Annotated in this window: 15 protein-coding genes and 1 tRNA gene; 12 read left to right on the forward strand and 4 right to left on the reverse strand. The window is 47.9% G+C overall.

All coding sequences use genetic code 11. The features are described 5' to 3' along the window. Positions 1-187 precede the first annotated feature (187 nt). Complete coding sequence (locus B153_RS0120065; protein ID WP_020598534.1) at positions 188-1,882, forward strand: glycoside hydrolase family 10-like protein; 1,695 nt, start codon at positions 188-190, stop codon at positions 1,880-1,882. Positions 1,883-1,904: 22 nt separating this feature from the next. On the opposite strand, the gene B153_RS0120070 is transcribed toward B153_RS0120065, so the two are convergent. Continuing rightward, positions 1,905-3,134 carry a 4-hydroxy-3-methylbut-2-enyl diphosphate reductase gene (locus tag B153_RS0120070; RefSeq protein WP_020598535.1) on the reverse strand — a complete coding sequence of 410 codons (1,230 nt, stop codon included), beginning with the start codon at positions 3,132-3,134 and terminating at the stop codon, positions 1,905-1,907. A 196-nt stretch (positions 3,135-3,330) separates the two neighbouring features. Here B153_RS0120070 and B153_RS0120075 point away from each other — a divergent pair, with 196 nt between their 5' ends. After that, positions 3,331-4,602: a hypothetical protein gene (locus B153_RS0120075; RefSeq protein WP_020598536.1), complete on the forward strand. Its 1,272-nt coding sequence runs from the start codon at positions 3,331-3,333 to the stop codon at positions 4,600-4,602. Between the two features lie 13 nt (positions 4,603-4,615). On the opposite strand, the gene B153_RS0120080 is transcribed toward B153_RS0120075, so the two are convergent. The 3 genes from B153_RS0120080 to B153_RS0120090 form a co-directional block, all read right to left on the reverse strand. After that, complete coding sequence (locus B153_RS0120080) at positions 4,616-6,139, reverse strand: GH3 auxin-responsive promoter family protein (protein ID WP_026262298.1); 1,524 nt, start codon at positions 6,137-6,139, stop codon at positions 4,616-4,618. 70 nt (positions 6,140-6,209) lie between these two features. Next, entirely contained in the window at positions 6,210-7,103 is an 894-nt protein-coding gene (locus tag B153_RS0120085) for a glycerophosphodiester phosphodiesterase family protein (RefSeq protein ID WP_020598538.1), read from the reverse strand. A gap of 179 nt (positions 7,104-7,282) precedes the next feature. Then, entirely contained in the window at positions 7,283-7,594 is a 312-nt protein-coding gene (locus B153_RS0120090) for a sigma factor-like helix-turn-helix DNA-binding protein (RefSeq protein WP_020598539.1), read from the reverse strand. A gap of 398 nt (positions 7,595-7,992) precedes the next feature. Here B153_RS0120090 and B153_RS0120095 point away from each other — a divergent pair, with 398 nt between their 5' ends. The 10 genes from B153_RS0120095 (at position 7,993) to nrfD (ending at position 21,300) form a co-directional block, all read left to right on the forward strand. Next, positions 7,993-10,431 carry a penicillin acylase family protein gene (locus B153_RS0120095; RefSeq protein ID WP_020598540.1) on the forward strand — a complete coding sequence of 813 codons (2,439 nt, stop codon included), beginning with the start codon at positions 7,993-7,995 and terminating at the stop codon, positions 10,429-10,431. Between the two features lie 26 nt (positions 10,432-10,457). Next, positions 10,458-10,817 (forward strand): hypothetical protein, encoded by a 360-nt coding sequence (locus tag B153_RS0120100; RefSeq protein ID WP_040761751.1) that lies wholly within the window; start codon positions 10,458-10,460, stop codon positions 10,815-10,817. A gap of 60 nt (positions 10,818-10,877) precedes the next feature. Further along, positions 10,878-11,474: an OmpH/Skp family outer membrane protein gene (locus B153_RS0120105; protein WP_020598542.1), complete on the forward strand. Its 597-nt coding sequence runs from the start codon at positions 10,878-10,880 to the stop codon at positions 11,472-11,474. A gap of 230 nt (positions 11,475-11,704) precedes the next feature. Continuing rightward, positions 11,705-12,166, forward strand: a complete 462-nt coding sequence (gene smpB / locus B153_RS0120110; RefSeq protein WP_020598543.1) for an SsrA-binding protein SmpB — start codon at positions 11,705-11,707, stop codon at positions 12,164-12,166. Positions 12,167-12,313: 147 nt separating this feature from the next. After that, a complete protein-coding gene (locus B153_RS0120115) occupies positions 12,314-12,829 on the forward strand; it encodes an HNH endonuclease (RefSeq protein ID WP_020598544.1) in 516 nt (171 codons plus the stop codon). A gap of 259 nt (positions 12,830-13,088) precedes the next feature. Then, a complete protein-coding gene (gene rpsA / locus B153_RS0120120; RefSeq protein ID WP_020598545.1) occupies positions 13,089-14,873 on the forward strand; it encodes a 30S ribosomal protein S1 in 1,785 nt (594 codons plus the stop codon). 139 nt (positions 14,874-15,012) lie between these two features. Beyond that, a tRNA-Cys gene (locus B153_RS0120125) sits at positions 15,013-15,083 on the forward strand. Positions 15,084-15,332: 249 nt separating this feature from the next. Beyond that, entirely contained in the window at positions 15,333-16,613 is a 1,281-nt protein-coding gene (locus B153_RS0120130) for a c-type cytochrome (protein ID WP_026262299.1), read from the forward strand. Positions 16,614-16,670: 57 nt separating this feature from the next. After that, positions 16,671-19,787, forward strand: a complete 3,117-nt coding sequence (locus B153_RS0120135) for a TAT-variant-translocated molybdopterin oxidoreductase (protein ID WP_020598547.1) — start codon at positions 16,671-16,673, stop codon at positions 19,785-19,787. Between the two features lie 82 nt (positions 19,788-19,869). After that, on the forward strand, positions 19,870-21,300 hold the full coding sequence (nrfD, locus tag B153_RS0120140) for an NrfD/PsrC family molybdoenzyme membrane anchor subunit (RefSeq protein WP_020598548.1): 1,431 nt from the start codon (positions 19,870-19,872) through the stop codon (positions 21,298-21,300). The last annotated feature ends 25 nt before the right edge of the window (positions 21,301-21,325 follow it).

The raw sequence follows: 21,325 nt of genomic DNA on the forward strand, positions 1-21,325 counted from the left end.
CCAAATGGCCTTTTTATTAAGTGGTGATTTTCTGGTAAGTACGTAAAAAAGAATCTTTCCCATATCGACTTCTACAAAAAATACCGTTAGTAGTAATGAAAGGGTCAGATGTATAGCAAAAAGGCTTTTCTATGAGCCTGAGTATAGTTGACTATGGCTATTTTTGTTGGTTAATCCACTGTTCCGAATGCGTTCGCTTGCTTTTTTAACCCTATTCCTCGGTATTCTCGTCTGGATAAGTTGCCGTCAGGCAAAACCTGTTCCGGTAGCGGCCCGAAGACCACCCGTTCGGGTGGCTCAACCAACACAACGCCCACCTGTTCAGCAAGCGGCACCTGCCAAAACGACGGGTCCAAAGCCAACGACGGCAGTGATAACCCCTCCCGCCGACACCCTCGGATACGATGAGGTAACCTTCCCAACCCCAGCCCCGCCCAAACGGGAATTCCGGGCCGTCTGGATCGCAACGGTCGATAATATTGACTGGCCCAGTAAGAAAGGGCTCCCTGTGGCAGATCAGCAGCGCGAAATTGTTGAAATGTTTGACATGTATCAGCAAATGGGTCTGAATGCCGTGATTGTTCAGGTGCGTTCGGCTGCCGATGCGTTTTATGCCAAAAGCTCGGAACCCTGGTCGGAGTGGCTAACGGGGCAGCAGGGGCTGGCCCCCACCCCGTTTTATGATCCCCTGGAATTTATGATTGAGCAGGCGCATCAGCGTGGGCTTGAATTTCATGCCTGGTTTAATCTTGATCGGGCTTCGTTCAGCAAATATGCCAGTATTGCCCCTTCCAATATTATGTACCGTAAGCCCGAATGGCTCTTATCTTACGGAGGCAAGAAACTGTTTAACCTGGGTATTCCTGCCGTACGGTCCTATATTGCCGGCATTGTGGCTAATGTGGTACGCGAGTACGATGTTGATGGTATCCATTTCGACGATTACTTTTATCCATATGCCGAACCCGGACAAGTTATTCGCGATGATGCTACCTACCAGGCCAATAATAATGGGCAGACAAAAGCCGATTGGCGACGCGATAATGTGAATAAACTAATCGTCGAGCTACGAGACTCGATTCGGGAGAACAAACCCTGGATAAAATTTGGGGTGAGTCCGTTTGGCATCTGGAAAAATCAGGCTAGTGATCCCGAAGGGTCAGCTACCAACGGAGGGCAGGCCTATTATGACCAGTATGCCGATACACGCAAGTGGGTGCGCGAAGGGCTGATCGACTACATCGTACCTCAGGTGTATTTCAGTTCAGAATTTGGGCGGGTTCCTTACAAAACACTGGTTGACTGGTGGTGCCGGAATACAGGCAAGGTACATTTATACATCGGGCATGGCGCCTATCGGGTTGGGCGAGGTTCGGAGCGCGATCCGGGCTGGTGGCGGGCTACTGAGTTCCCGAATCAGTTTCGGTACAATCGACAGCAGAAAGCCGTACAGGGGAGTGTTTTGTTCAGCGCCAAGAATCTCAAACTGAATCCGCTGGCCATTCGCGATTCGCTGCAAACCAACTTTTACCGGCATTTGGCATTAGTACCGCCCATGCCGTGGCTCGATAGCATTCCCCCCTTGCCGCCCCGTGACCTGAAAGCGGCTGTTACGCCAGAGGGAGTAGAGTTGTTTTGGGAGCAATCGCCCGAAGCCAGTGATGGTGATGGAGCCGAAGCCTACCTGGTGTACCGATTTGAAGGCCGACGCCCTCGATTACGTCTGGATGATCCCCGGCATATTGTTGCGCACTGCATTGGCGAAGGAACCACCCGCTTTGTCGACAAAACCGCCGACCCGAAAAAGAAGTATCTGTATGCCATTACAGCCCTGGATCGGCTGCGGAATGAAAGCCGGGAAATGGTTATAAAAGTACAATAGCCGCAGGTTTAGAAATAGATAGCTATTGCATGATGGTTTCCAGAACGTCATCAACGGACTTGCTATCAGGGAAAAAGCCAGCAAGTTTCAGCAAAATGCCTTCCACAACGGCATCCGGGCATGAGGCTCCACAGGTTAGCAGAATCGTAACGGGCCGATGCGCTGGGATAAAGTTTTCGGTAGTTATCTCCTGCTTGGTATGATGGTCGAAATGAAGAATCAGCGTATCGGATACGATTTTTTGTGCCGATTCAATAAAGTAGGTTGGGAGTTTGGCTTCGCACAGATCGACAATATGGGATGTATTGGATGAGTTGTATCCGCCCGCAACCACTGCAAAATCAGCTGGGCTCGTCAATAATGCATACGTAGCATCCTGATTGTCGTTTGTCGCGTAACACAGCGTATCACGCGTATTGGCAAAGTGTGCATCAACCGAGTCGCCCGTCAAATCGTAATGCTGAATCATAACCTGTTTCAAATAATCGGCTATGCTCTGCGTGTCGGATGCCAGCATGGTGGTCTGGTTCACAACACCAATTCGTTGTAGATCGCGGGTAGGGTCAAAACCAACCGAATACTGACCGGCAAATTCTTCGTAAAACGCTTCGACGGGTAATTCGTGGGTTATGTATTTAGCCAGACGTTGGGTTTGCGCCATATCTTTCACCACAACCGTTGGGGCCGTCTCTTTGCTGTGAGAAAAGGTCGCCCGTGTTTCTTCGTGACTGGGTTTGCCATGAACAATCACTGAATAGTTCTTCTGGCCAATCTGCCCGGCCTTATTCCAGACTTTTTCGACAAAGGGACAGGTCGTATCATACTTGACTACATCCAGGCCGAGAGCCGCCAGTTGCTGCTGGGTCTCCAGTGTCGTTCCAAACGCCGGAATAATGACCACATCGTTGGGGTTTAAGTCCGAGAAAGGGATAAGTTGGCGGCCTTTGGTATCCATCAGAAAACGGACCCCGCGACTCTGTAAATCCCCGTTTACGTCGGGGTTATGGATCATCTCACTAAGCAGAAAAATCCGTTTGCCTGGGTTTTCAGCAATGGCTTTGTACGCTATCTCTACCGCATTTTCGACGCCATAACAGAACCCGAAATGACGGGCAAGCAACACCCGGACGGGACCAAAATCAAGCAGGGTAGGGGAGAAGTCACGCTTTAATTTGTCACGCTTCCGACGGAATTCCTTCAGGGGAGTAATAATTCGGCTGCGGTAGTATTCAGGGATATCGAAAGATTTCATGGAGCCACAATGCAGATGAGCAACGAAAGGCTACCCTGGTTACTCGTCTTTTAAGAATCGTTTAGGGATAAAACAGTAGAGTCAGGGGCTTCGTTCAGTGCAAAGGTAACCACGATTGACGGACTTAGCCGCTTATGGTCAACCGCTTTTGTTATATTTGATAACCAGTCAACCTCTTTTGTAAACCTATCTATTTATGACAACAACGACTTTGCTGGCTACCGATCGGTGGGCCTGGTGGCGTAAAGTACTGTTTCGATTTAGCTGTATTTATCTGTTGTTGTATATGTCGCCCCTGGGGTGGCTTGGTGGGATTCCGATTCTGAATTGGTTCAGTGAGTATTATGGGGAAGTTGAGAACTGGCTGGTCAATTTAGCCAACACCTATCTCTTTCACATTAAAGATGTATTGGTCCCTCTGAATGGCAGCGGTGATACCTCTTATGGGTATGCTCAGCTAGGCTTTTTTTTGCTGGTAGCGTTGCTGGGAACAACCATCTGGACAATTTTTGACAAACGCCCGAACTATACGGTCGCCTATTACTGGCTACTAGTGGCTGTTCGGTACTATGTGGCAATGGTGGCCTTACGCTATGGCATTATCAAGCTATTTGGCCAGCAGATGATTTTTCCCCCATTGAGTGCGCTGGCTACACCCCTGGGCGATTTATTGCCTATGCGTTTTTCGTGGTATTTTATTGGCTATTCGACCCCTTATCAGTTTTTTTCTGGCGCTGTTGAGGTAGTGGCGGGTCTTCTGCTCCTCTTCCGACGAACCAGCACGTTAGGCGCTTTTGTGGCAGCCAGTGTTTTTCTCAATGTGATGATGATGAACCTCTGCTACGACATTCCTGTCAAGCTATTTTCCATTCATCTGTTTCTACTGAGCAATTTTCTGTTGCTGGGCGATGCCAAACGATTGCTCGATTTCTTTGTTTTTAACCGGCCCACACAGCCGACGGTTCGGTATACCTTGCCCGGAACATGGTCGAAACGAAGTCGGATAGCGCTAAAAGCCGCTTTTGTTCTGTTCTTTCTGATTATACCTTTTTATGAATTCGCTGCGAATTCAAATCAAGGACCTGCACCTAATAAACTGGCAACTGGCTTTTTCTCGGTCGAGCAGTTTCAGGGAAGTCCTGTCGACAGTTTACGCTGGAAAGATGTCGTATTTGAGCCTACTACATCGGGTAGTATTCTAACCTCGGATACGCTGTTTCGGCAGCGCTATCGGCGGGGATACTTCAGCTATAAACTTGATTCGCTAACGCATACCATTACGTTTAGGAAAAACTCGTTTGATACCACAGCCCTGTTTACCATGCACTATACCATGCCCGATACGAATCATATTCTGTTGCGGGGGAAAGTCCGGAATGATTCAGTAAAGGTTGCTCTTAAACGCCAGAATCGCCATTTTCAGTTGGCCGAGCGGCAATTTCACTGGCTTTCAGAGGCTAACCGATGAGGAGAATAAAGTACTACCATTCGAGTACCTGACCCAGAATATCATCCAGGTATTCGCGGGAGTTTGCCAGACGGGGCACTTTATGCTGGCCACCTAATTTGCCCCGTTGTTTCATCCAGGCATAAAAGGTTCCGGGTGGTACTACATGGATACGCGGCCGCTTGAGTACCATATCGTTGTAGCGCTTGGCATCGTAGTCCGAATTGATCTGCCGCAGGGTTTCATCCAGTGTCTGCTCAAATTTCTGCTGATTATCAGGTTCATGAGTAAACTCGATGACCCATTCGTGGCAACCATTACTGCCATTGCCCATGTATACGGGCCCAGCTGTATAGTCGGAGATCACGGCTCCCGTAGCCTCACAGGCTTTGGTTATGGCGGTTTCGGCATTTTCGACAATCACCTCTTCGCCAAAAGCGTTGATAAAATGTTTGGTACGTCCGCTTACTTTTAACCGATGAGGATAAAGCGACGTGAATCGAACGGTATCACCTACTTTGTAGCGCCACAGGCCTCCATTGGTGGATACGATCAACGCATAATTTTTATCCAGTTCGACTTCCTCAATCGTCAGTGCTTTAGGAAAAGGCTGATCGGCTTCCTGGATTGGAACAAACTCGTAAAAAATACCGTAGTCGAGCATCAGGAGCATTTCGCCCACCCGGCTTAAGTCGTCCTGAATGGCGAAAAAACCTTCGGAGGCATTGTAAATTTCCTGATACCGAACTTGAGCCGAGGGAAAAACCTGCTGCTGGAACAGCTCCCGGTAGGGCTGAAAATTAACAGCCCCGTGCATCATCACTTCAAAGTTGGGCCATACTTCCAGAATATTCGATTTGCCCGTTCGGGCCAGCACTTTATCGATCAGGACCATTCCCCAGGTAGGTACACCCAGCATACTGGTTACGTTTTCGGTGGCTGTGATTTCGGCCATCCGTTCCAGCTTGGATTCCCACTCGTCCATCAGCGCAACAGGGAGTGATGGCGTACGAATGTATTGGGCCCAGCTAGGTAGATTTTTCATCACAACAGCCGATACATCGCCTACGGCACTGTTGGAGCTGTACGGATTTGGATGAAGACTACCACCAATGGATAATCCTTTCCCTTCAAATGCCCGACTACCTGGATTGTTGGCAATATACATCGCCATCATATCCTTACCTCCTTTGAAGTGGCTTTCGTCCAGCGACTCCATAGTTACAGGAATGAACTTGCTGCGGGCATTGGTCGTGCCTGACGATTTCGAAAACCAGCGAACCGGAGATGGCCAGAGTACTTTATTTTCACCTTTCAAAACCCGTTCGATATACGGAAACAGGTCCTCATAACTGGAAACTGGCACCTGCCGCTGAAAATCCTGTATGGTTTGGATGGATTGGTACTGATGTTTTTTTCCCCATTCTGTCCGACGACCCGCTCGAATGAGTTGACGAAATACCTGTTGCTGCACCACGCCGGGCTGCTGCATCATTGCCTCAATACGCGGAATGCGCCGTTGAAGAAGCCATTTAAGCGTGGTGTTTAGCAAAGTCATGGGGCTAAAATAAGCAATACAACTTTAGTGAATAGGCCGGGGTTTCAAATTTATAACTATTCTGCTTGATTTATAATCCTTTGGCCCGATCGGGATAGTCCGTGATTAGCCCATCAACCCCCCATTCTTTTAGTCGAACCATATCGGCTCGTTGATTAACCGTCCAGGGAATGACCAGAATGCCCTGATCATGCAGCCGGGAAATTTTGTCCTGATTGATAAGTCGGAAATAGGGACTATAGATGTCCGGTTTGAAACCCAGCTCCTCAATATTCTTCTCAGGACTTCGAAGATTTTCAACCAGTGCTGACAATTTTACTTTAGGATATTTACCGGCATCTGCTCCACGTTTCCACTGACGTAATATAGCAAAGTCGAAACTTTGAATGGTTACTCGTTCGGGAGGAAGGCTTTGTTTAAGAACGGCCTGAACTAGTTCACAAAAGGCGGCTGGTTCGGGCTGGCTCAGGTTATATTCCGATGGTTCGCTTTTGAGTTCAATATTGTAGGCGAATGCGGGAAGGTTTTTTGTTTTTCGGTAAGCTTCCGCTTCGTCAATAACCTCGCTCAGAAGTGGTTTGAATGTTTTTAGTTTTTGCTGTTCGGGGAATGCCGGGTTGCCATTCGAACCCACATCGTACTGTTGAATATCGGCGTAGTTAAGCTGATAAAGCAGGATGCTCTTCTGATTCCGTTTGCTAACGGGCTTGCCATCGGGCGTGAGACTGAAGTCCGCGTTGAAATACGGGTCATGCGAAACCACTACCTGCTTATCTTTACTAATGACCACATCCATTTCCAGGGTTTGAACCCCCAGGTCCAGAGCTTTCAGAAAAGCGGGTATCGTGTTTTCGGGCATCAGCCCCCGACAGCCCCGGTGGCCTTGGATATCAAAACTGGAAGGAGCAGTTGCCCGTGTGGCCGTCAGTAAAACAATGAAGAGTAGAGGAATGGGTGTAGTCATAATTGCTGGTAGAACCTCTAAAAAGCTGGTTTGTTCAGTTAGCCCTCAGCGTAAATAACTAAAGCGCCTACAATCAGCAGGCGCTACAAGGTTAGTAAAGCAGCAAAGAAAAGAAATTGTCAGGGCAGCTAGATTTTTATCTGTCAATGATTGACAGATAAAAAGCAGAGCAGAAGAAATTAATTGCAGAAAGTAGTCATAACAACCAGCATGGCTTTTACACCAGCATGCTGGCGCAGGTAGTCACGCAAAAACCGACAGGCATTATAATACTGCGTTTTTACCTGGCTAACCGGAATCTGGAGCTTTTCGGCTACTTCTTCATTGGTAAGCCCTTGTTCAGAACGTAAGGTAAACACTAACCGACGCTGAACGGAGAGTTGACGTAACCCGTCTCGAACTACTGAGCTATATTCACTCAGGGCAAGCGGTTCTTCGGTAGCTATAAGCTCCCGGCTGTCGTTGCTGATGGTGTCTGCTACCTGATACATGGCTTTTGCTGAATAGTTTTTAACGGATTATACAGTACTGATTACGGACATGGGTGCCCGTTGTGTGTAAGATAAGATTCTGAAAAGGTATGTCTGGCTTGGGAGAGGTCGTTTATATACACTATAGCTAAGCTATTTATATAGTGACGATGATTCCGAAACAGGTTGCCGAACGCCGTTTTGCCGTCTTCTGGTAAGCGATGCGTTACTGCTGTATCGGTCTGATCCATACGTTTTGTCACCAGATGAGTGGAAACAACTGTCGTTAAAATGGGTGTTCGAGGCCTTATAGTGTACAAATATAAACCTTTTAATCTGGTAAAGAAAAGAATACTTTTTATTTGTTGAGTGCAATAGTAAACTTGCAGAAAAACAAGCCCACGCTCCTTAACTTATCTATGCGCTATACCAAAGCTATTGTTGTTTCTCTGTTGACGGTTCTGCTAATCTGGGGGCTAAACAGACCCTGGGGAGGTATTCCGGCTTTTGGACCATTATTGAGTCCATTTGTTGGCTTTTGGCAAAATGCTGAATCGGCAAAGGTCACCGATGAAGAAATCACTATAAAAGGAACACAGGCTCCTGTAACGGTTCTGATCGATGATAAGGGAGTTCCCCATGTGTTTGCCCAGAACGATCATGACCTGTTTTTTGCTCAGGGCTACTTAACCGCTCGGGATCGCCTTTGGCAAATGGAGTTTCAGACGCATGCAGCGGCCGGGCGTGTATCCGAACTGGTTGGTGACCGGGCACTTGAACTGGACCGCTACAATCGGCATATGGGTATGGGCTATGGGGCTGAGCAAACCCTTAGAGGTATGCAGGCCGACCCAGCTTCGAAAGTTGCACTGGATGCGTATACGGCCGGGGTTAATGCCTGGATTGATCAGCTATCACCCGCTAAGTACCCAATCGAATATAAGCTTCTGGGTTATGCCCCTGAAGCCTGGACACCGCTCAAGTGTGCTCTACTTCTAAAACAGATGACCAGCACCCTCGCCAGTGGGGCCGATGATTTGTTAATGACTAATATACTGCGGAAATACGGGTCTGTAATTACGGCCGATCTTTTCCCGGATTACCCGACCCGCGAAGATCCGATTATTCCTCCCGGCACAACATGGAATTTTAAAACGGTATCGCCCCTTCCACCTCCTCCAAACGACACCACGATCAACGATATGATTGCCTGGTTTGATGCTGGCTTTCGGAGGCCTAACCCTGAAATCGGTTCGAATAACTGGGCGGTTGGTCCATCAAAATCGGCTACTGGCCACCCTATTCTGGCCAACGACCCTCACCTGACATTAAGTCTGCCATCCATTTGGTATCAGATGCAGTTGGTTTCACCGACGGTCAATGTATATGGGGCCACTTTGCCGGGTGCCCCGAATGTAATCATTGGCTTCAATAAGAATGTGGCCTGGGGCGTAACAAACGTAGGGGCTGATGTACTGGATTTCTATACGGTAAAATTTAAGGATGCTACCCATCGGGAATACTGGCACGATAAGAAATGGAAGCCCACCCGAGCCCGCATCGAAGTTATTAAAGTAAAAGGCAAGCCCGATGTGGTCGATACGGTATTTTATACGCACCATGGTCCGGTTGTCTATATGCCCGGAGCGAAGGCATTTCGAAAAAATATTCCGATTGGTTATGCGGCTCGCTGGATTGCCCACGAGCCATCGAACGATATTGCCTGTTTTTATGGGTTGAACCGGGCTAAGAATTATGATGATTATCGGCAGGCATTGGCCAAATATGTAGCGCCAGCCCAGAACTTTATCTTTGCCAGTAACCAAAACGATATTGCCATATCGCCCAATGGACGTTTCCCCCTGAAATGGATGGATCAGGGAAAGTTTCTGCTGGATGGCACCGACCCTGTTGATGACTGGCATGGTTTTATTCCCGCCGATCAAAACCCGTTGGTGAAGAATCCGCCACGGGGATTTGTGAGTTCGGCCAACCAGTTTTCAACCGACCGAACGTATCCGTATTATCTCAACTGGCAATTTGCACCCGCTGAGCGTGGACGACGAATCAATCAACGGCTGACGGCCATGCAACATGCCACGATCGACAGCCTGCGGATGTTGCAGAATGATAACTTCAATCTAAGAGCCGCCGACGCTTTACCCGTAATGTTGCCCAGTCTTGATGCGAGCCGATTGAGTGCCGATCAGAAAAAAGCACTGGCTGCGCTGAAAGCCTGGAAAATGAATAATGATGTGGCCGAAACCGGGGCAACGGTCTTTACCGAATGGACGCAGCGGTTACTCGAAGCGATCTGGGCGGATGAGTTCGACATGGGTGATTCTTTACCCATGCGTAGCCCTACTTTCGACCGAACACTGACCATGATGCAGCGCGACCCAGAGGCTCGTTGGTTCGATAATGTAAAAACGCCTGCTCGCGAACGCATGACCGATGTACTGACGCAAAGCTTCCAGGCTGCCTGTGATACACTGACTAAAAAGCATGGCTCATTTGGGTCTTCGTGGGCATGGGGCCCTCACAAAAGCACATCGATTCGGCACCTACTGCCCGGTGTCGATGCGTTTAGTGCGCTAAATGTACAAATTGGCGGAGGTGGTGGTATTGTCAATGCAACCAGCGAGCGGGCAGGTCCCTCCTGGCGAATGGTCGTTGCGCTTGGCGAACAGCCTAAAGCCTATGGTGTCTTTCCGGGTGGTCAGTCGGGCAACCCCGGAAGTCCACATTATCAGGATTTACTGGAAACCTGGCGAACCGGCCAGCTTAATGAATTGCTTTACCTGCAAACGGCTCAGGATAAAAGCCCTCGCGTTAAGCAAAAAATTATTCTACGATAATGCGGCAGGATGGCTGCCTTACTACCATGATTCAAATTATTCTGATTGCTATTTTGAGTTTGCTGGCCCAACTGGTATTACCCTGGTGGAGCTTGGCTGTGGTTGCCTTTCTGGTTTGTTTATGGCGTAGCCCAAGCGCAGGACAGGCGTTCTTTGCTGGCTTTTACGGAGTTGCATTGATATGGCTGGCTTATGCTGTTATGCTCCATGTACGTACCGATGGAATATTTACTGGGCGCATGGGCGAATTGCTTTTTAAAACAAGCAGCCCTATTCTTCCCGGATTAGTAACGGCCATTGTAGGTGGATTAGTTGGTGGGCTGGCTGGCCTGTCAGGTTATTTTGTTCGTCAGGCTGCTCAAAATCAAATCATGACCCGTAGCTAGTAAAATCGTAATTCCCTCTACCTTTGTAGAATAAACTGATAACTAACTGAATTATTTCCTGTGAAGAATGCCTCGTTAATTCTAAACGTCGTCCTGACGATTGCCGTAGCTGTACTGTACTACCTACATTTTAAAGGCCCTCAGTCCGAAACGGCTCCGGTTACTTCTGCACCGGCCGAAGCCAAAGGCAAAGCCATCGTATATGTCAATGTTGATTCGTTGTTGAATAAATACGATTTCTTTAAAGATACCCAGAAGGTGCTGGAAAGTAAGCGCTTTCAACTGGAAAATGACATTGCGTCGAAAGGCCGGAATCTGCAAAACAAAGTGGCTTTCTTTCAGCAACGTGCCGCCACCATGACGCAGGAACAGGGCCGGGCTACAGAAGCCTCACTGCAAAAAGAACAGCAGGATATTCTGGCCTATCGCGACCGGGCTGCGCAAAATCTGGCGCTTGAAGAGCAAACCAAAAACAAAGAGCTTTATGATGAGATATACAACTACCTCAAAAAGATAAATGCTCAGAACAAATACGAGTTTGTTCTCGGGTATACAAAAGGTGGTGGTATCCTGTTTGCCAATCCAGAGGCTGATCAGACAAAAACTATTCTGGATGGCCTGAATAAAGAATATCAGGCAAGACAGACAAAGAAATAAAATTTAGTGTTTTTGCTGGTACAGACCCGACTTACTGAACTCGATAATCAGTAGGTCGGGTTTGTTTGCATACCCGTCTGAAATTTTTGGTGTCCTATAAACCTCTCGTAAAGTTTCAACGTTGTTGGTCTTACCCGGTCAATTACAGATCGGATAAACTTGATTTATTTTTGATGCAGTGCTCTTCGTTGAAGGCTCATACATCATATTTCCTACATCCTATATCAATAATGGCATCTGCTTCGATTGTTAAACAGGTTGATATCCGAAATCGTCGGGCCTCGTTCGAATACTCGTTTTTAGAAACCTATACGGCGGGCATTGTTCTGACTGGCACCGAAATAAAATCCATTCGGCAGGGCAAAGTGAATTTGCAGGATGCGTATTGCCTGATTCATAACGATGAGCTATTTATCCGGCAAATGAGTATTTCGGTTTATACCGAAGGAACTCATTATAACCACGAGCCGCTCCGCGACCGTAAACTTCTGCTGACAAAACGGGAAATAAAACGGCTCACTGAAAAATTAAAAGATCAAGGGCTGACGATCGTACCTGTCCGATTATTCACTAGTGAGCGCGGGTTTGCTAAAATCGAGATAGCTTTAGCTAAGGGTAAAAAACTTTATGACAAGCGCGAAAGCATCAAAGAGCGCGATGTAACGCGGGATTTGCAGCGGGAGCGGTATTAAAATAACTGGAGCCAGCAAAAGGAAAAGACCTTAACCGATGTCTCCCTTCGCCTTTTTGCCGGCTCCAGTTATTTAATTTTTCTAAACTCTTGTCGTTATGTAGATAACTCTGTAACTTGCTTTCGTACAGAGGCATTTAAACGCGATATGGGTAGGAAAGTATTAGTCTTAAATCAAGATTACAGTGCTCTCAGCATTTGCTCCGTTCCCAAGGCATTTTTGCTGGTTTTCTTAGACAAAGCTGAACTTGTTGCCGAATCTGAGCAGTTCACCCTTCGAACTGTCTCCGCCGAGTTCCCGATGCCGTCCGTTATCCGGCTTCATCGATACGTCAATCTGCCTTACAAAGGCGTTATGCTTACCCGGCAAAATATTTTCAAACGCGATGGGCATCATTGTCAGTACTGCGGTACTACTGAAGATCTGACGCTGGATCATGTAATGCCTAAATCGAGGGGAGGTAAAACCAGTTGGGACAACCTCGCTACGGCCTGTAAACGCTGTAACTCGAGGAAAGGTGATTATACGCCCGATGAAGCTAACATGAAACTGCGCCAGAAACCGTTCAAACCTACGTTTCTGGTTTTTTTACGCGAATTTTCTGGCTCCATCGAACAAAGCTGGATGCCGTTCTTAGCGAAGAAAGAGAAAGCGTTCCAATAATAGCCAAAAGGAATAAAGGGAGGAAGGGGACGAAAGGGAGACAGGAAATGCCGCTGGCATCGACTTTCCCTCTCGGCCCCTTCCTCCCTTTATTCCTTTTTCCCTCTTTTTCAAAGACTTTTGCCCTTTTCGAAACTTTTTTCTGAAAGCATTTGCTATCTTTGCAGGCCTTTTTTACAGGTAATCAACTTATAACCAAAAGTCAGCTCGCCATTGACCTACGGGCTGATGTACTGAGTGGGTCAGGAAAACATTTTTTATGAGCAAAACGCAGCAACGCGAACTGCCGGCATTTGATTGGGACCGCGCAGACAACAAAGGGTTTGGGAGTGGCTATTCGGATGCCGAGCGCAACCGGATGATGGAACTGTACGACAATACCCTGTCGGAAGTTAAAGAAAAAGAAGTAGTAATGGGAACCGTCGTTGGGATAACGGATCGGGAAGTATTACTCAACATTGGATTTAAGTCGGATGGCTTGGTGCCTGCTTCAGAATTCCGGGATATGCCCGACCTGAAGATGGGTGATGAAATTGAAGTTTACGTAGAAAATCAGGAAGACCCGAATGGCCAGTTGGTACTCTCGCGCAAAAAAGCGAAAGTGATTACCGCATGGCAGAAAATTCAGCGCGCGCTCGACGAAGACCTCGTAATCGATGGTTTCGTAAAACGCCGGACCAAAGGTGGTCTGATTGTCGATATTTATAGTGTAGAAGCGTTCTTGCCTGGTTCGCAAATCGATGTGAAGCCTATTCGTGACTTCGACATCTTCGTGGGCAAGAAAATGGAGGTTAAAGTCGTCAAGATCAACTATGCCAACGATAACGTAGTCGTTTCGCACAAAGTCCTGATCGAGAAAGACCTCGAAGCACAACGCGCTCAAATCCTGAACAACCTCGAAAAAGGTCAGGTACTCGAAGGCGTTATCAAGAACATGACCAACTTCGGTGTGTTCATCGATCTTGGTGGCGTCGATGGCCTGCTGCACATCACGGATATTTCGTGGGGCCGTATCAGCCACCCATCCGAAGTGCTGCACCTCGATCAGAAAGTGAACGTAGTTGTTCTGGATTTCGACGAGGACAAAAAGCGGATTTCGCTGGGTATGAAGCAACTTCAGGCTCACCCATGGGATGCATTGGCCGAAGATATTCAGGTTGGCTCGAAAGTAAAAGGCAAAATCGTAAACGTAGCCGATTACGGTGCGTTCCTCGAAATTATGCCAGGCGTAGAAGGCTTGATCCACGTATCCGAAATGTCGTGGTCGCAGCACCTGCGTAACCCACAGGAGTTCCTGAAAGTGGGCGACGAAGTAGAAGCCGTTGTACTGACGCTCGATCGTGCTGATCGTAAAATGTCGTTAGGCATTAAGCAACTAACTGAAGACCCCTGGACTCGCCCCGAACTGCGTACGAAATATGCCGTTGGTACGAAGCATAAAGGAGTGGTCCGTAACCTAACGAACTTCGGTTTATTCCTTGAACTGGAAGAAGGTATCGACGGTCTGGTACACGTATCGGATTTGTCGTGGACGAAGAAGATCAAGCATCCTTCAGACTTCATCAAAGTAGGTGACGAACTCGAAGTAGTGGTACTGGAACTGGATGTTGATAACCGTCGCCTGGCGCTGGGTCACAAGCAGCTTGAAGAGAACCCATGGGATACGTTCGAAACCGTATTCGCTGTTGGTACAATTCACCGTTGCACCATCCTGAGCAAAAACGACAAAATGGCTACTCTTGAGCTGCCATACGGTATCGAAGGGTTCTCGTCGTTGAAGAATCTGGCGAAAGAAGATGGAACGTTTGCCGAAGTTGGCGAAACGCTCGATTTCAAAGTAACCGAGTTCTCGAAAGAAGAGAAGCGCATCATGCTGTCGCACACGAAAGCATGGCAGGAGAAAAATGAACCCGTTAAAGAACCAAAAGCTGCCAAAGCCTCTGCTTCGAAAGCTGGTTCAACATCGGCACCAGAACGCGGTGCTACCCTGGGGGATCTTGATGCGCTTGCGGCTTTGAAAGAACAAATGGAAGGTCGTAACTAATTCAGATTAATTTTGTTTAAAAAAATACTCCTGTCTGCTATAGTCAGGAGTATTTTTTTTGTATCTATTTTCTTAAAACAAGATAAAATCGTATGTTTGCACTCCCGAAAGCATGGGTCTTCATGTATAAGGACACAAAGGTTCCGTGGCCGAGTGGCTAGGCAGTGGTCTGCAAAACCTCGTACAGCGGTTCGAATCCGCTCGGAACCTCTTCACATTCAGAAAGAAAAGTGCCTCATTTACCATCTTGTCCGACTTCAGTTGAACTCGTGCAGGGTGGTATTTTTTGTTTTGGACAAAACAAGTATGAATTTGTTAAACGGGCGTAGGGGTTGATAAAAGGTTCTTAATTAGAAAGAATATAAATAAAAAAGAGTGCCCAAATAACTAAACACCAACTTTTGCCTATACAGCAATCGTGTCGTACTTTTGGGCGCTAAATAAAAAGCGGTGGTGATTATGTTGATTCACTCAATTAATATAGTTCATAAAATGAGTCGTTTATACAAACTTGGTGGGGCCCTGATCCTATCGCTCATGCTATTGGTTTCCAGTAGTCAGGTGAGAGCCCAGGATGCGGCTACTGCAGGTGGTGCAGATGCTGAAAAAGGGAAGAAGCTGTTTACCGAAAACTGTGCTGCCTGCCACGCTGTAACGGCCGATAAAGTGGTAGGGCCTGGCTTAAAAGGCGTTGAGTCACGTACTCCTGGTAAAGATTGGTTACACAAGTGGATTCGGAATTCATCTGCTTTGATCGCTTCGGGCGACCAGTACGCCAATCAGGTGTTCAACGCCAATGGGAAAGTGCAGATGTCTAGCTTCCCCAACTTAACCGATGCAGACATCGACGGTATTCTGGCCTACATCGATCAGGCCAACAAACCTGCACCAGCAGGTGCAGGAGATACTAGTACTGCTCCCGCAGGTGGTGGCCAAACGGCATCTGCTTCTGGCCCTTCGGAACTGTTCACGTTTGTACTGGTGGCACTGCTGATCGTTATGCTGCTGGTTCTTGGCGTTCTGCTGGCCATTGTAAGCATTCTGTCGAAAGCCGTATCGCCTGCTACGGTCGAAGGTGCCGAAGTGCCTTCTGCTTTCGGTCAGCGACTGAAGACGGGTTTATCGAATGCATTCAACAATCCTACACTTCGTTCCATCGTCATTTGGTTGTTTCTGCTGGTTGTTGCTAAAGAAACCATCGACGGTGCTTATGGTGTAGGTATCCAACAGGGTTATGCACCAAAGCAGCCTATTGCATATTCGCATAAACTGCATGCTGGTCAGTACAAAATTGATTGTAACTACTGCCACACAGGTGCACAAAAAGGGAAGAACGCTACCATTCCGGCTGCTAACATCTGTATGAACTGCCACGGCGTTATCAAAAAAGAGTCGCCCGAAATTCAAAAGATTTATACGGCTATTGAAGAGAATCGGCCCATCGAATGGGTTCGGGTTCATAACCTGCCTGATCTGGCTTACTTCAACCACGCACAACACGTAAACGTTGGGAACGTAGCCTGTCAGACCTGCCACGGTGAAATCGAGAAAATGGAAGTGGTTGAAGCCCGTTCATCACTGACTATGGGCTGGTGTATTGACTGCCATCGCCGGACGGATGTGAACACAAAAGACAACGCCTACTACGACAAGCTTGTGGCGTTGCACCGCAAAGAAAGCAAAGAGCCGCTTAAAGTAGCTAACATTGGCGGTCTTGAATGTTCTAAATGTCACTATTAATCCACCGGGCCGTATAGGCCAGCTCAACCAATAGGGTACTTACCGCATACAACACGCATGGAAAATACATCTAAACGGTATTGGAAAGGGCTCGAGGAGTTACGCAACGACGCTACGTTTGTTAAGAATGCTAACAGCGAATTTGCCAACCCCGACCTGAGCGAATCGTCGAACGACCTGGAAGAAGGTTTGCTCGGTGGCTCAAACACCCAACGCCGTGACTTTCTGAAAGTAATGGGATTTGGTATGGCTGCTGTGTCGCTGGCAGCCTGTGAAACGCCGGTTCATAAAGCCATCCCGTATATCAACAAACCGGAATTTACCTTCCCCTCAATTTCTGACTATTACGCATCCACCTTCGTAGAGGGTGGCGATTATGTTTCTGTCCTGGTAGAAACGCGTGAAGGTCGGCCTATTAAAATAGAAGGGAACCCATCATCGACTATATCGAAAGGAAAGACAACCGCACGGGCTCAGGCTTCGGTGCTTTCGCTTTACGATATTGATAAACTGAAAGGCCCCAAACGTGGCGATGCCGACATCGATTGGGATACAGCCGATCGCGAAATCCTTAGCCAGCTGAATTCAGTAGCGGCTAAAGGTGGGGCCATTCGGATTGTTTCGTCTACGATTCTTAGTCCAGCTACCAAAGCCGTTATCGCTGATTTTGTAGCGAAATTCCCAACTGCTCGTCATATTATGTACGATGCCAATTCGGTATTTGGAATCACACAGGCGAATCAGGCTTCGTTTGGTAAGGCAGTAATTCCATCCTATGATTTTAGCAAAGCGCAAACCATCGTTAGCATCGGCGCTGATTTCCTGGGAACCTGGATCGCTCCGATCGAATACATGGGGGCCTACGCAAAGGGTCGTCAGGTAGGCGCAATGGCGGGTGGTAAGAAAACCATGTCTCGCCATTATCAATTCGAGACAGGGCTTTCGATGACGGGTGCCAATGCTGACTACCGTACTGCCATCAAGCCATCGCAGGAAGGATTAGTTGTGGCTGCACTTTATAACAAGGTAGCGGCTAAAGTAGGTGGTGGTGCGCTGAGTACCCCTTCGGTTGATGTAGCTCACCTGGATAAGGCCGCTACGGATCTGGCAAATTCACGGGGTAAAGCACTGGTTGTATCGGGTTCGAACGACCCAAATGTTCAAACTATTGTCAACGCGCTGAACAATCTGTTGGGTAGTTATGGCACAACGATCGACATCAACACGCCGGTAAACTACCGTCAGGGTAATGACCAGCAAATGAATGCCTTTATCGATGAAGTTAAAGGTGGTCGGGTTGGTGCAGCATTCTTCATTTCGGCCAATCCTGTATACGATCATCCTCGTGGTGCTGAACTGGCCGAAGCGTTACCCAAAGTTCAACTGTCCGTTTCGTTTGCTGATCGGGCCGATGAAACAGCTTCGTTAGCCAAATACATTACGCCTGCTCCTCATTATCTGGAATGCTGGGGCGACGCTGAGCCAAAGCAGGGCTATTTTAGCCTGATGCAGCCAGCCATCACGCTGATCTTCAAAACTCGTCAATACCAATCAAGTTTGCTGAAATGGGCTGGTAAACCGTCCGATTATCAGGCATACCTGAAAAACTACTGGCGTACCACCCATTATTCGCAGGCATCTGGTTTCAGTTCATTCGACGCCTTCTGGGTTAAATGCCTGAATGATGGTGTATTTGAACCCAATGCTGGTGCGGCTTCGGCAGGCGGAACATCCTTCAGTGGAAATGTGGCGCAAGCTGCAGCTGCCATTGCACAACGATACAAGCCAACTACGGGTATGGAGTTGTCTCTATACGAGAAAGTGGGTGTAGGGTCCGGCGCTATGGCCAATAACCCCTGGTTGCAAGAATTGCCAGATCCGGTTTCGAAAGCCTGCTGGGATAACTACGCATGTCTTTCCCAGAAAACCGCGAAGGATATGGGCGTTGCTCAAAACGACATGGTAACCGTAACCGTTAATGGCAAGTCGGTTGAACTGCCTGTACTGGTACAGCCTGGTCAGGCCGACAATACCGTATCGATTGCGATTGGTTACGGTCGTGAGAAAGCCGGTAAATCAGCAAACGGTGTTGGTAAAAACGCTTTCCCATTTGTTAGCCTGACTGGTGGTTATGCTACCTATTCCGCTTTCAGTGCGAAAGTAGATAAAGCCAGCGGTTCGCACGAGATTGCACAGACCCAGACGCACGAAACGGTAATGGGCCGTAAGGCTGTATTGCAGGAAACGGTTTTAGCCGCCTACCAAAAGAATGCTAAAGCAGGCCGTTACGAACCCAAAGTTCAAACTTCTGAGGGGCCTGTTAACCCAACCGATATTACGCTCTGGAACGGGTACGGCAAGCCAAACCATTCATGGGGTATGGTTATCGACCTGAACTCATGCATCGGTTGCGGCACTTGCGTAGTGGCTTGTAATGCTGAGAACAACATTCAGGTAGTTGGTCGTAAGGAAGTTCTTCGTCGTCGTGAAATGCACTGGATGCGGATCGACCGATACTATAGCAGCGATGCTGATGTTGAAGACTATACGGCGCTGGAAGTGGCTTCAGCTAACCCGGAAGTAACGTTCCAGCCGATGCTTTGCCAGCATTGCAGCAATGCTCCCTGCGAAACGGTATGTCCGGTACTGGCTACGACGCATAGCACGGAAGGCCTGAACCAGATGACTTACAACCGTTGTATCGGTACCCGTTACTGTGCCAACAACTGTCCCTATAAAGTGCGTCGGTTCAACTGGTTCAAGTACTTTGACAATGATAATTTCGATTATCATTTCAATAATGATCTGGGTAAAATGGTCATTAACCCAGACGTAACGGTTCGTTCGCGGGGAGTTATCGAGAAGTGTTCATTCTGCGTACAACGGATTCAGGAAGGTAAACTGACCGCCAAGAAAGAGCGTCGTCGGTTAGCACCGGATGAAGTTCAAACCGCTTGTGCTCAGTCTTGCCCAACGAATGCTATTATCTTCGGCGATTTGAACAACCCAGAAAGCACTGTTTCGAAAGTGGTTATGGCTGAGCAGGAGGGACGAGCTTTCCACGTATTGGAAGAAATCAACGTGCGGCCGCAAATTTCGTACTTAACGAAAATTCGGAATAAGGACGAAGAGCCAAAAGATAACAAAAACGCGAAGCAGGAAACGCCTGCATAAACTCAATTACGATTTACGATGGACAGGTTCAACGTCTGATATCGTAGGTCGTACATCGTAAATCGTAAATACAGTAAGTATTATGTCGCATGTTACATCAGCTGTAAGAACCCCTCTCGTTACCGGTGGCAAAACCTACGCCGACGTAACGGAGGATATTAGTAAGCAGGTTGAGGGCAATCCGACTCGTGAATGGACCATTGCCTTCACGATTGCGGTAATTGTTCTCACGTACGGAACGGCCTGTCTGTTCTGGACGTGGTGGGAAGGTCTGGGTGTTTGGGGGCTGAACAAAACTGTCGGCTGGGCCTGGGACATTACCAACTTCGTATGGTGGGTAGGTATCGGTCACGCTGGTACGCTGATTTCGGCTATTTTATTGTTGTTCCGTCAGAAGTGGCGGACGGCTGTAAACCGGGCGGCTGAAGCTATGACCATTTTCGCCGTTATCTGTGCAGCTAGCTTCATCATGATGCACGCAGGTCGGCCCTGGGTAGCTTACTGGTGTTTGCCACTGCCTAATACGCTCGGTTCACTCTGGGTTAACTTCAAATCGCCACTGGTTTGGGACGTGTTCGCCATCAGTACCTATTTTACCGTATCGCTCGTATTCTGGTACATGGGCCTTATTCCTGATTTGGCTACCATTCGTGACCGGGCAAAAAGTAAAGTATCGCGGTATATCTACGGTGCTTTTGCAATGGGCTGGAATGGTTCAGCGAAAACCTGGGCTCGTTATGAATACATGAGTTTGATTCTGGCTGGTCTTTCTACCCCACTTGTACTTTCGGTACACACGATTGTATCCTTTGACTTTGCTACTTCGGTAATTCCAGGTTGGCATACAACGATCTTCCCTCCTTACTTCGTTGCCGGGGCTATCTTCTCCGGTTTCGCAATGGTACAAAACCTGGTGCTTATTATCCGGGTTGTATTTAAGCTGGAAGATTACATTACGGTCGAACACATCGAGTCGATGAACAAGGTTATCACCTTAACGGGTTCGATTGTGGGTGTAGCCTACCTGACGGAATTTTTCATCGCCTGGTATTCGGGTGTTGAATTTGAAGGATATGCGTTCATCAACCGGGCAACTGGTCCTTACTGGTGGGCCTACTGGGCGATGATGACCTGTAACGTTATTACTCCACAGCTCTTTTGGTCACGAGCGATTCGCCGGAGCATTGTCTGGACATTTGTTCTGTCGGTAGTTGTAAACATCGGTATGTGGTTTGAGCGGTTTGTAATTATTGTTACCTCGCTGCACCGCGACTATCTCCCATCGAGCTGGGCGATGTTCCACCCGACCCTATTCGATATCAGCGACTACATTTTCTCGTTTGGTTTGTTCTTCACACTATTCCTGCTGTTCTCGAAATTCTTGCCAGTTGTGAATATGGCCGAAGTAAAAACCATCATCAAGTCGTCTTCTGAGAAACTGCCTGTTTCCGTATCGGGCGTTGCGAAAGGTGAGCGCGTTGCAAATCCAACATTTAACAAAAACGTAGAGTAATAACCTATTCGGTTTACGGTTTTCG

Source organism: Spirosoma panaciterrae DSM 21099 (genome assembly GCF_000374025.1).
In the GTDB taxonomy this organism is placed as follows: Bacteria; Bacteroidota; Bacteroidia; order Cytophagales; family Spirosomataceae; genus Spirosoma; species Spirosoma panaciterrae.